This is a genomic window from Acinetobacter bouvetii DSM 14964 = CIP 107468, from assembly GCF_000368865.1.
In the GTDB taxonomy this organism is placed as follows: domain Bacteria; phylum Pseudomonadota; class Gammaproteobacteria; order Pseudomonadales; family Moraxellaceae; genus Acinetobacter; species Acinetobacter bouvetii.
In genome coordinates this window covers 49786-62126 of the sequence record NZ_KB849729.1, presented here as the reverse complement: position 1 = coordinate 62126, position 12341 = coordinate 49786, and the positions used below count along the sequence as shown (strand labels likewise).

General features: G+C 47.8%; 12 protein-coding genes. 6 read left to right on the top strand and 6 right to left on the bottom strand.

Going from position 1 to position 12341, the window contains the following annotated elements; translation table 11 throughout:
* Positions 1–75: 75 nt before the first annotated feature.
* From F941_RS13970 to rsfS, 4 genes are all read left to right on the top strand, one after another.
* A complete protein-coding gene (locus tag F941_RS13970; protein ID WP_005012569.1) occupies positions 76–864 on the top strand; it encodes a crotonase/enoyl-CoA hydratase family protein in 789 nt (262 codons plus the stop codon).
* Between the two features lie 88 nt (positions 865–952).
* Positions 953–1828, top strand: coding sequence for an NAD(P)-dependent oxidoreductase (locus tag F941_RS13965; protein WP_005012568.1), 876 nt, complete (start codon positions 953–955; stop codon positions 1826–1828).
* A gap of 39 nt (positions 1829–1867) precedes the next feature.
* Complete coding sequence (locus F941_RS13960) at positions 1868–2647, top strand: hydroxypyruvate isomerase family protein (RefSeq protein ID WP_005012565.1); 780 nt, start codon at positions 1868–1870, stop codon at positions 2645–2647.
* A 91-nt stretch (positions 2648–2738) separates the two neighbouring features.
* Entirely contained in the window at positions 2739–3140 is a 402-nt protein-coding gene (gene rsfS / locus F941_RS13955) for a ribosome silencing factor (protein WP_005012562.1), read from the top strand.
* Between the two features lie 54 nt (positions 3141–3194).
* Here rsfS and F941_RS13950 read toward each other — a convergent pair whose 3' ends face one another.
* From F941_RS13950 to F941_RS13930, 5 genes are all read right to left on the bottom strand, one after another.
* Positions 3195–3812 (bottom strand): hypothetical protein, encoded by a 618-nt coding sequence (locus F941_RS13950; RefSeq protein WP_005012559.1) that lies wholly within the window; start codon positions 3810–3812, stop codon positions 3195–3197.
* A gap of 28 nt (positions 3813–3840) precedes the next feature.
* Positions 3841–5148 (bottom strand): ammonium transporter, encoded by a 1308-nt coding sequence (locus F941_RS13945; RefSeq protein WP_228128351.1) that lies wholly within the window; start codon positions 5146–5148, stop codon positions 3841–3843.
* Positions 5149–5516: 368 nt separating this feature from the next.
* Positions 5517–6971: an NAD(P)(+) transhydrogenase (Re/Si-specific) subunit beta gene (locus F941_RS13940; RefSeq protein WP_005012555.1), complete on the bottom strand. Its 1455-nt coding sequence runs from the start codon at positions 6969–6971 to the stop codon at positions 5517–5519.
* A 3-nt stretch (positions 6972–6974) separates the two neighbouring features.
* Entirely contained in the window at positions 6975–7295 is a 321-nt protein-coding gene (locus F941_RS13935; RefSeq protein ID WP_005012553.1) for a proton-translocating transhydrogenase family protein, read from the bottom strand.
* An 11-nt stretch (positions 7296–7306) separates the two neighbouring features.
* On the bottom strand, positions 7307–8434 hold the full coding sequence (locus F941_RS13930; RefSeq protein WP_005012550.1) for a Re/Si-specific NAD(P)(+) transhydrogenase subunit alpha: 1128 nt from the start codon (positions 8432–8434) through the stop codon (positions 7307–7309).
* A 909-nt stretch (positions 8435–9343) separates the two neighbouring features.
* Between F941_RS13930 and F941_RS13925 the strand changes: the two genes are divergently transcribed.
* Together F941_RS13925 and F941_RS13920 are read left to right on the top strand one after the other, a co-directional pair.
* Positions 9344–10273: a DMT family transporter gene (locus F941_RS13925; protein WP_005012546.1), complete on the top strand. Its 930-nt coding sequence runs from the start codon at positions 9344–9346 to the stop codon at positions 10271–10273.
* A gap of 165 nt (positions 10274–10438) precedes the next feature.
* On the top strand, positions 10439–11638 hold the full coding sequence (locus tag F941_RS13920; protein ID WP_005012545.1) for an MFS transporter: 1200 nt from the start codon (positions 10439–10441) through the stop codon (positions 11636–11638).
* Positions 11639–11647: 9 nt separating this feature from the next.
* Here the strand turns inward: F941_RS13920 and F941_RS13915 are convergent, their stop codons facing one another.
* Positions 11648–12286, bottom strand: a complete 639-nt coding sequence (locus F941_RS13915; protein WP_005012544.1) for a hypothetical protein — start codon at positions 12284–12286, stop codon at positions 11648–11650.
* Between the last annotated feature and the right edge of the window lie 55 nt (positions 12287–12341).

Here is a 12341-nt window from a genome sequence, read left to right as displayed (position 1 = left end):
TGTGACTGTGCTGTCATGAATAGAATGAAGCCTCATGCTATGCTCAAAGCAAGTCAAAAATAAGAGTTTTTAAGCATGGCACTGGTTAAACTGGAAAAAAGCAACGGCATTGCAACGGTCACTTTAAACCGCCCCGATAAGCGCAATGCAATGAGTTTTGCATTATTGAAAGAACTGGTGCGTATTGCCAATTTAATCAAAAAAGACCGCTCCATCCGCTGTGTCATTTTGACCGGTGAAGCGCAAGTCTTCAGCGCAGGCATTGACCTCACCGATTTAAACGACCCTAAAAATACCGCTTATGCCGCTTGGGAACTGATTAAACCAGGCCAAAGCCTCTTTCAAAAAGCATTTTTAGTTTGGCAGGAATTGCCCGTTCCTGTGATTGCCGCCATTGAAGGTTTCTGTTTTGGCGCAGGCATGCAGCTGGCGCTGGCTGCAGATATCCGCATTGCGCATCCCAGCACGCAAATGTCCATTATGGAAAGCCGCTGGGGACTCGTGCCGGATATGGGACTTACCCGCTCCATTAAAGGCATCATTGGATTGGATTTAGCCAAAGAGCTGACACTGACTGCGCGTATTTTTGATGCCCGCTATGCCAAAGACATTGGCTTAGTGACCCACCTGAATAAATCGCCGCTGACGCAGGCGCAGGCTTTAGCCGCAGAAATGCTGAACCGTTCTCCTGATGCGCTGGCTGCGGTCAAGCGCGTATTGGACGCAATGGAGCATTCTCCCAATAAATCCCTGCGCTTGGAAAAAATCTGGCAGCTGAAACTGCTGCTGGGCAAAAACAGCAAGCTTGCGCGCAAAAAGGACAAGAACCCAGACGTTCAATTTTTACCGCGCCAATATCGATAAGCCCAAACAGCGCACAGAACAAACAGCATAAATCAGCGGAATCAAATCCTCTGCTGATTCTAAATTGACGGATAGGCAGAGGGACAGCATGAGTTTTGACCGCAGCAGCAAAATTGCATTCTTAGGCATGGGCCTGATGGGCAGCCGCATGGCCGCCCGTTTAATTCAGGCGGGTTTTGACGTTGCAGTATGGAACCGCACAGCCAGCGCGTGCGATGAACTGATCGATATGGGCGCGGCTCAGCTTGCGCTGAAGGATATTGGAGCGTATCCGCTCATTCTGACCTGCCTGGCGGATGATGCGGCAGCCGCTTCCGTGTATGCGCTCATTGAGCCCTTCTTGAAAGCAGAACAGGTTATTGTCGATTTTTCCAGTCTGTCTGTCTCACTAACCTTGCAGTTGGCGGAACAGGCAAAACAGAAGAAAGTCATCTGGATTGACGCGCCCGTCTCTGGCGGCACAGCAGGCGCAGAGCAAGGCACCTTAGTCATTTTTGCCGGCGGCCATGCGCAAACCATTCAAGATTTAACTCTAATATATAATGTGCTGTCGCAGCGCGTGACCCGCATGGGCGGCACAGGCACAGGACAAGCGACTAAAATCTGCAACCAGCTGATTGTCGCCGCCAACAGCGCCTTAATTGCTGAAGCCGTTGCCTTGGCAGGACAAGCCGGCGTAGACACCGCCTTACTAGCCCCAGCGCTGGCTGGCGGATTTGCCGATTCAAAGCCTTTTCAAATTTTAGCCCCCCGCATGGCGTCCCATACATTTGAGCCTGTGCAGTGGAAAGTGCAAACACTCGCTAAAGACTTGAATAATGCGGTTCAGCTGGCGGCTTCGCATCAGCTGAAAATTCCTGTTGCCGAGCTGGCGCTGCGGCAGCTGCAAAATCATCAGGCGAATGGTTTTGCGGAAAAAGATCTATCTACGGTCATTCAGCATGTAGAACAGCGCGAATCCTGATAAGCTGAATTTATACCGCCGTTGCGCAAGGAGTCCTGCATGATCAAACTCGCCGTTAATCTCTCAATGATTTTTACCGAAGTGCCGCTGATCGAGCGTTTTGCCTTAGCGCGCGCTCAGGGATTTGACCATGTCGAAATTCAGTTTCCTTATGAGTTGAGCATTGAACAGATTCAAACTCAGCTGACAGTGCATAATTTAGGCCTTTGCCTAATCAATGTGCCTGCCGGAGATCTCATGCAGGGCGGCAATGGATTGGCTGGCATTCCCGGCAAAGAAATAGCATTCCATCAGGCCGCAGAGCAAGCTATCGCCTATGCCAAAGCGCTGCAGGTTCCAAGTGTCAATATACTGGCTGGCAAGCAGCCGCACGATGCGGATTTGCTCCCCTGCCTCAACACCCTTGCATCCAACCTGAAAATGGCCTGCCAGATGTTCAACTCGCATGGTATTCGGCCGGTATTTGAAATGATTAACGGCACCGATATGCCGCGTTTTTTGATACAAAATATCGCGCAGGCGCAAGAGATTCTTGAAGCCGTCAGACACCCGGCCCTGAAGATGCAGTATGACTGTTACCATATGGCCATGATGGGTGAGGATGTCTTGGAAGGATTGCAAGAAAACATTGATTCTATTGGACATATCCAGTTTGCAGACTGCCCTGCGCGCCACGAGCCAGGTACAGGGAAAATAGATTATGCGGCGATATTCAGCTGGCTGAAGCAAAGCCGCTATGCAGGCTATACCGCTGCAGAATACCGCCCGAGCCAAGCCTCCGAAAAAACTTTTGCGTGGAAAGACAAATACTTTGCATAAATTCTTTGGTCAAAATATGGCGCTGATTTGAAATTCAGCGCTAAAACCGCTATATTAGAGCATGAATAATTGTCAGGAAATCAGACCCTCCATGAATTTAGAACCATCGCCCAGCGCTTCTAATTCTCACGATCTAACTCTTAATACCCAAAAGAAAGACGTACAGGCTTGCCTTGAAGTTGTACGTGAAGCACTTGCAGATGTAAAAGCAAAAGAAATTGTTGAGCTTGATGTCAGCTCAATCAGTAATGTATCAGACGCAATCGTGATTGCCAGCGGTACATCTACCCGCCATATCAAATCTCTTGCAGACAATGTTGCTGAAGAAGCCCGCAAAGCTGGCTTCCGTCCTATTGGTGTTGAAGGCGAACGTGATGCTGAGTGGATTCTGATTGACCTCGGTTTTGTTGTTGTGCACGTGATGCTGCCGGCAGCGCGAAAATTCTATGATTTGGAAAGCCTTTGGCGCACATCTCCTGAGTCTGTCGCTTAAGCAGCAAATCTAAAAAAAGCGGTCAATCATGACCGCTTTTTTATTGCCGGCTATTTACAGCAGCTGATGCAAATCTACATCAGGATAAAGCGACTTAATTTTCAGCTTGCTTTGCGCATAGACCTGGTCTGCGCGCATGGGCCCATAGAATTCGCAAAAAATTTCATAAAATGCAGTAATAATAAATGCATAGCTGGATATCGGCAGTGAAGCTGCAAATTCTGGACTGCCAAGCGCCTCATTGGAATGCTGCGCAAATCCTTTCTGCTGCAGCTGCTGCTGAATTTCCTGCTCAAAATCGGTCAAATCTTTCACGGCAACAGCATCCAGCACAAAAGCAATAAACCGGCTGAAAGCATCAATAAGTTCAACAGAAATCAATTCATCTTCAACAGCAGGCTTGGCTTGCTGCACGCCCTGCAGCAGTTCTTGTTTTTCCATTTCAGATAACGCCTGAAGCACTTGGCGCAGCATGTCCTTGCGGGAATGGCGCAACTCTTCAGTCGTACAGATTTCACTGAGAAAACGGTTTAAAACAAATGCCGGCTTTGCGCTGTATTGCTGCTCCCAATGCGCTAAAACCCGTTCCAGCATTGTGCCATTGAAATATTGCTGCAAGCCGCGCTCAATGGCTTGGCGGCGCTGCATCAGATTTAAAATTTCACTGCTCATACTGTCCCCCCTCAAAAGAGTGCTTGGTTTAATGACGCTGGGTCATGCCATCAGTTTCAAAAGTGACATCTTTCTGAAATTCAGGATAAGACAGCTCTGCATGTTCGGTGTAATCCAGCCCGCGCTGTTCATACTGTTTGCTGACCCGCAGCCCGCCCAGCACTTTGTCCAGCACTTTAAAAACAATAAAGGCAACACCAAAGCCCCAAAGGAAAGCAGCCATGACGCCCAGGCATTGAATTGAAATCACGGCACCATTAAACATCTTGTTTTCAAGAAAAATACCGGCTGCAATGGTGCCCCAAGCACCGCAAAAGCCATGCACAGCAACCGCATCCACCACATCATCAATTTTAAATTGTTCCATCAGTACCGGCACAACAGTCACCAGCAATCCGGCAATTAAGCCTGTGCAAATGGCGAAAACAGGCGTCATGCTGGCGCAGCCAGCCGTAATTGCCACAAGGCCGCCTAAAGAAGCATTAATGGTGCTGCGGATTAAAATCGCTTTTTTGCGGATCAGGCAAAGCGCCATATAGGCTGTGGCCCCCGCGCAGGCCGCCAGATGGGTATTCAGCGCAATACGCCCAATGCTGACATTGGCTTGAATGGTTGAGCCTGCGTTAAAGCCGAACCAGGCCAGCCACAAGACAAAACCGCCCAAGGCAACTAATGTTAAATTATGCCCTGGCAAATAGTGGCTTTTGCCATCCCGGCCAAAACGGCCTAAACGGGGGCCCAGAACAATCAGGCCAGCCAGCGCCACCCAGCCGCCAATCGAATGAACCACCGTTGAGCCGGCAAAATCGATAAAGCCCAGCGCTTTCAGCCACCCCTCACCGCCAAATAAACTACCCCACGCCCAGCTGCCGAAGACTGGGTAAATTAAGCCACTCACAATCGTCGCGCTCACCACATAAGCCACAAAGTGAATGCGCTCTGCCATTGCGCCGCTGGCAATCGTGGTTGCGGTAGCCGCAAACATCATTTGGAAAAACAGCAAATTCCAATTCCAGTCATCTAAATTATTCGGCGCAAAATGACTTTGCCCAAAAAAACCGCTGTGATTGACACCGAACATAATGCCAAAGCCGACCAGCCAAAACACTAATCCGCCTAGACACGTATCCATATAGTTTTTCATCAGAACATTGACAGTATTTTTACTGCGGACCGAACCGCTTTCAATTAAGGCAAATCCAGCCTGCATGAAAAAGACTAAAATACCGCCTAAAATGACCCAGACACTATCCAGCGAAATGCGGATTTCTTGAATATTTGCAGCTGTATTCTCTGCAGCCATCGCTGGCGCTGCAAATATGATGCATAGCCCCATTAAAATTGCTTTTACTTTCATAAATAATCCCCCCGGAATAATTTATTTTTAGCAAAAACGATGCCATATCATCATTGGAACAGTTGCATGATCCTGTGAAGCCGATACAAGGCCTTGCCGCTCTTGATGTTTCAGCTATAAATTAATGCCGTATCCAAATTTATAAATTTTATTTTTCCTCTATTCTTTTATTTTTTCAGGATGAACTCTGCTCAGCCGGCATGCAGTGCACCAAATACAGCCTCTGAAAATGCATAACACCCCGTCTTGAAAACAAAGTTAAAGACACCCGAAATAAAAAACCGCCCGAAGGCGGTTTAACTCTCCCTAAATCCCGCTTGATAAAAGCGGGATTTGAAGGCCCTGCATTAGTGCCCGCCGCCATTAATAGCTTTGGTCATGTCTTCCACAACTTTTTTCGCATCACCGAAAATCATCATGGTTTTTTCATTATAGAACAAGTCATTGTCAAGGCCCGCATAACCTGTCGCCATAGAGCGCTTGATCACCATAATGGTCCGCGCTTTATGCGCTTCCAAAATCGGCATGCCGTAAATCGGCGATGTCGGATCATCTTTGGCTGCAGGGTTTACCACGTCATTCGCGCCAATCACCAGCACCACATCTGTTGCAGGGAAGTCTGAGTTGATCTCATCCATCTCTAAGATGTCTTCATAAGCTACGTCTGCTTCAGCCAAAAGTACGTTCATATGGCCCGGCATACGGCCGGCAACCGGGTGAATCGCAAAACGCACTTTTACGCCTTGTTCTTTCAGAATTTCACACAGCTCTTTGACCGCATTTTGCGCACGGCCTTGCGCCATACCATAACCCGGAACAATCACAACGCTGTCCGCATTTGACATCAGGAAGCCTGCGTCATCTGCAGAACCTGAACGGTGGTTGCGCTGCGCTTGTTCGCCTTTATCTGCTGAAGCAACCGCTGTACCGCCCATCGCGCCGCCAAACAGCACGTTAATGATTGAACGGTTCATGGCTTTACACATGATGTAAGACAGAATCGCGCCTGATGAACCCACCAGTGAACCCGCAACAATCAGCATATTGTTTTCAAGCGTGAAACCGATCCCTGCTGCAGCCCAGCCCGAGAACGAGTTCAAGAGCGACACCACAACCGGCATATCACCGCCGCCCACTGGCGCAATCCACACCCAGCCAAATGCCAGCGCAAGAACAGTCATTGCCCAGAACGCATTCATGTTGCCTGTCGTGAAGAAGTAAACACCGCACACCAGCATTGCAAGGAATATCAAAGCTTGAACAGGTTTTACCCAGCCACCGGAAATCGTTTTTGCCCATTTCTTCGCAGCCAGTTTGCCGTAAGCAAATACAGAAGCAGTAAAGGTAATTGCACCAACGAAACAGCCCACAAACAATTCAAATAAATGAACTTTGCTCATGTGTGCATGCTCAACGCCTGCAGCTGTTAACGCAACTTCATTTTGAGCAAATAAAGCAGTCAATTGGTTGTTGTGCAGAATCGCAGCAATGGCAATCAGTACAGCAGCCAAACCTACCAAAGAGTGCATAAGCGCGACAGTTTCCGGCATTTGCGTCATCGGAACGGTACGCGCGCGGGCAATGCCCACCACAGCGCCCAAGACCATCGCGCCGCCAATCATCCAAACAACTGGATGATCCGCCACAAAGAATGTCGTGATCACAGCAATCGCCATAGCGATCATGCCGTAGCGGTTCCCTTGAATGGCGGTTTTAGGGCCAGATAAACCGCGTAAAGTCAGAATGAAAAGCACGGCGCCAATCAGGTAGAACCAATCCGCATAGTCTCGAATAAATTCCATGTCTTAGCCCTCTTTTTTCTTTTGCTTCGGCTTGAACATTTCAAGCATGCGCGCAGTCACTGCGAAACCGCCGAAAATATTGATGCTTGCCAAAAATACAGCGACTGCACCCAATACACTCACAACATTAATGCTTTGAAATTGCACATTCGCTTCAACCAAGCCTGGAATGCCCACAGTCTGGAGCATTGCACCTACCACAATGATCGAAGACAGCGCATTGGTTACTGCCATAAGCGGTGTATGCAATGCAGGCGTAACGCCCCAAACAACGTAGTAACCAACGAAGATGGCTAAGACGAAAATAGTAATAGTTTCAACCATGATGACTCTCCTTAACCGCGCTTCAGCAGAACTTGGCCGCTATGAGTTACTAGAAGGGCTTTTTGAATTTCTTCTTCCGGATTAATCGCGAAGTTTTTATCCGCATCAAACAGCGTGTCTAAGAAATTAAAAACGTTGCGCGCATACAGTGCCGACGCTTCTGTCGCCACGGTAGACGGCAAATTCGGAATACCCAAAATTTTCACGCCATTTTCAGTCAACACGGTCTCGCCGCATTTTGAGCCTTCAACGTTGCCGCCTGTTTCGACCGCCATATCTAAAATGACGGAGCCCGGTTTCATTTTGGCAACGGTTTCCGCCTTAATCAGGCGCGGCGCATCGCGGCCCGGCAGCAATGCTGTGGTAATCACAATATCGGCATTGGATACCGCTTTATCCACGATGATGGCTTGATCACGGATATAGTCTTCACCCGGCATCCAGCCATAGCCATTTTTAGCGGCATCGGCAGCTTTTTGCTGCTCTTCTGGCGACATTGGCACATCCAGCCATTTGCCGCCCAGAGATTCAACCTGATCACGCGCTGTAGGACGCAAATCGGTTGCTTCAACAACTGCGCCTAACCGCTTAGCCGTTGCAATCGCCTGCAAGCCGGCAACGCCGACCCCCATGATCACGACACGTGCAGGCTTTACAGTACCGGCAGCTGTCATCAGCATTGGGAACATGCGCTGATACTCAGCCCCTGCCAAAAGCACAGACTTATAGCCAGACAAGTTAGCCTGAGACGACAGTACGTCCATGTTCTGCGCGCGGGATAACGTCCGCGGCAAAAGCTCCAACGCAAATGCAGACACTTGCTGATCAGCAAATTTGTCCAACTCGGGATTGCGGTATGGGTCAAACATTCCGATGACTGAGCTTTTTGGCGCAAGCTTTTGAATTTCCTCACCTTGCGGTGCACGGACTTTCAAAATAATTTGACTGTCAGTATAAGCATCATCTGTAATTTTGGCGCCAACCTGTTCATAAGCGCTATCGATGTAGGCCGCTTTTACACCGGCGCCACGTTCAATAACCACATTATGACCAGCGCTGATCAACTTCTTTACTGTTTCTGGCGTCGCAGCGACGCGATTTTCACCGACAACAGTTTCGGCTGGAATTCCGATCTGCATGAGCGTTCCTCAAGCTAATTTTTCTTAAGCAAGCACCGAAAAAACCGGCGCTTCCCCTCAGGTGTGTTCTTGTTGAATTTTTGGATTCTAATTGAACTTTTTTAAATTACCACCCAATATTTATTTAATAAATACCCATATTTTGAACTGATGATTCATAAAAATTATGATGCGATATAACACTTATTCATTTTTATTTTTAATCGTATGAATCTTTTTTATACTGGTTTTAAAGTTTCGGACGCTGCATTGGGGATTTTTTTACCAATTTTGGAACGGTTTGTTTGCCGCTGCCTGACTGATTGATGATTCTGACAAGTTTTGCATGGCTGGGACACGCCGGCCCTATCCGCGGAAATGCATGGAATGCCTGCCCTATTCAGCCTATTCAAATGTCCCCAATTGCAGTATTGGCTTTAGTGACAATAAACAAGCCTTTTCTGCAAACGCGGCATGACTGAAATTTTGGAATATTCTGTCAATGTAGCCCGCGGCATTCAGCAGCGCAGATTTTTAGAAAATTCTGCATTTTGGATGTTTTATATTCATTTCCCTTATGCACCTTAAGTCTAATTAGATAAAAAATTAATAAAAAAATAATTTTTTGAATATTTTACACCATGATGACCCTAAATCAGTTTGGGCTATTTATGGTAGTTTTGCCCTATGTTGGTGCGGAAATTATTTTCCCTCCAAGAATCTTCTCTTTCAGCAAGGAATAAAAATCTAAAAGTCGGCTTTTTAAGCGAATGTACACTTCAATTTCAAGAATCATTCATTTAAATGCTGTTATAGCGTCAATTTTCTATGCCTTTTTGGAATAGCCTTTATGATTATTTTACATTTCAACTTTTAAACTGCGCCATTTATACTATTCAGCATTAAAGCCTCTGCCAGAATGATCAGTCCATGCAGCTATTTTTGACGCGGACTCAAATCGGCTCACTTTGCGCGATTTGCGCAGCCTTTTTGTTCAGCACCAAAGCCATTTTTATTAAACAGGCCTACGCGCTGTCGCCTCAGGTGGATGCCACTGTTCTGATGGCGCTCCGCATGAGCTGCGCACTGCCGTTTTTCCTGCTGATCACTTGGTTCAGCCGTAAAAGCTATGCAGACCTCCATTTAAAAGACTGGGTCCTGCTGATTTTAGCTGGGTTGCTGGGCTATTATTTTGCCAGCTGGCTGGATTTTAAGGGCCTGATGTACATCAGTGCATCACTGGAACGGATTATTTTATTTCTCTATCCCACGCTGACCGTGATTGCTACCAGCTTTATCTACCGGCAGCGGCTCACGCTGCAAAGCATATTTGCCATTGCGCTCAGTTACGGCGGCACGGTCATTGTCATGCTGCAGGAACAAAGCAATGCGCCGCATGAAAGCAATTTTTGGCTGGGCGCCAGCTTGGTTTTTGCCAGTGCCATAGCCTTTGCATCTTATTTATTGATGACGCCTAAACTCATTGTGAAATTCGGTTCTTGGCATTATAACGGCTTGGCGCTCAGCATTGCCTGCATCGGAACCTTGGTGCATTTTGCATTGGCCGTTCCAGAGCCGCTGCAGCTTTTGCGGCAACTGCCGCTGAGTGTCTGGGGCTATGGCGCGGCGCTGGGCTTCTTTGTCACCGTGCTGCCCACCATCCTCATGATGCAAAGCATTGTTCGGCTTGGCGCTGCGCAATCGGCGATGATTGCCTCAATCGGCCCAATCTTGACCATTTTGCTGGCTGTGGCATTTTTAGATGAACATCTGAACATGATTCAGTGGATGGGCTGCATTTTAAATATTTTAGGCGTGCTGATGATTACATTGTCTAAGAAAAAACTGAGCACCCATTAAGCCACCGTCAAACAATATCCTATAGACGCTCATCACCGCATTTTACAGTCTGAGACTATATGCAGGCCTTGATTTTGCTTATAGTAACAGCGGTTGAATCGCAGACGATTCAGCACCTCTTTAGCCGCCATCTTGCGGCTAAGTGACATGTTCTTTAGGATTAATATGCATACCTCTGCTGACATCAGCCAGAATAAACCTTTACTTATGCTCATGGCAGTTGCCTGCGGCCTCTGTGCAGGCGCCAACTATTATTGCCAGCCGCTGATCAGTTCAATTCAGCACAGTTTTAATGTGCCTCAATCTCAAGTCGCCTTAACCGTCACTTTTGCGCAAATCTCTTATGCCTTAGGGCTGCTGTTCATTGTGCCTCTGGGCGATATTGTCAATAAAACCAAATTTATTCCGATCCTGATGCTTGGCGCTGCAATTGGCCTTGGCATTTGCGCGCTTGCTGTGAATTTGCCAATGCTTTGGATTGGTACCATTACAGCCGGCCTGTTTTCTGTAGCGGCGCAGGTATTGATTCCGCTGGTGACCCTTGCTGTACGTCCAGAAAAAATTGGCGAGACGGTCGGCTTTCTCATGAGTGGCCTGCTGGTTGGCATTCTGCTGTCGACCAGCCTGTCAGGCTTATTGTCCAATTTAATCCATTGGAAAATGATTTATATCCTCAGCGCCATCCTCATGCTGGTGATTGCGGCCATTTTGATGCGCCAGCTGCCGAATGTCAGCACCATGCAGATGAGCTACAGCAGCATCTTTAAATCCATGGGCCAGCTGCTGAAACAGGAGCGCCGTTTGGTTTACCGCTCCCTGCTTGGCGGCTGCGTATTTGCAGCCATGAGTATGCTGTTTTCAACGATTGCCATGCTGCTGACGGCGCCGCCTTTTTCATTGGCGGATGTTTGGGTAGGTGTCCTGACTTTAGTGGGTGTCTTTGGCGCCTTGTCCACACAATCGGTCGGCAAATGGGCTGACCGCGGCTATAATGCAAAACTGACTTGGGCGGGCTGCAGCATTATGGCCTTCAGCTGGCTGCTGCTGTATATCGGCGGGCATTCCCTGCTCAGTTATGCCTTAGGCTATGGCATCATCAGCCTGGGCTTGGCCATAGTGCACAGCTGCAATCAAAATATTATTTTTCAGCTTAATCCCGCTGCGCGTTCGCGCATTAACTCTATTTATATGACCTCTTACTTTATCGGAGGCGCTTGCGGTTCCGCTTTGGGGGTCTATGCATGGCATCATGGCGGCTGGACGATGGTTTGCCTCACAGGATTAGTCCTGGCCGCGGCCGCAGCGTTTTTTGCCCTGCTCGATCAGCGCTATAATCTGCAGCATATTCAGCAAAAGCAAAGTTAAACCCTGCAGCTAACACACATGCGCAGCAGGATAATAAGGCTTGCCTAAATCCATCGCCTGCGCATTTTCCAACAACAGTAAAATCATGACTGGCATTAAAGCGCCCAAAACATGGCAGCAGTCCTGCATATATTTACGGTTCACGGCGCTGCCGCAACTCATCCCGCCTTGCATCAGCTGAATATGCAGGGTATTCAAACGCTTAAACAGCAGTATTAACAGGGCGAACGTATCCTGCTGCTGCATGGCCAAACGCTGCTGTCCCATATCTTGAGCCAGCCCCTCTTTAAACTGCTCCATAGAAATTTGAGCATTCTGATAATCCCAAAATCCTTGATAAAGCGCATGCTGATGAAGCAGCGCCTGTACAGGCTGGCTGAGTTTTTCCCATAACATTTGGCCCAGCTTCCCTTCTGCATCTTTTTGGCACAGCATCTTTAAAAACTGCGGCAGGCATTTTTCATTCGGTTCTGTACCCTGCGCGTATATGGCATTGAATGAAATCCACAAACTCATGTACTGCAAATCAGGCTCTTCATTCAAATCATACGCTTTCTTGAGCCAGCTGAGTCCGCGCAGAATACGTAGGTTAAATGCCTCTGAATTTTCAGCCTTTTTTATCTTAAAAATTTCTTCAAGCATCAACATATTTATTCATCCTATTTTTTCTTTTTCTGGATTTTTATGGGCCAGGCCTAACGCT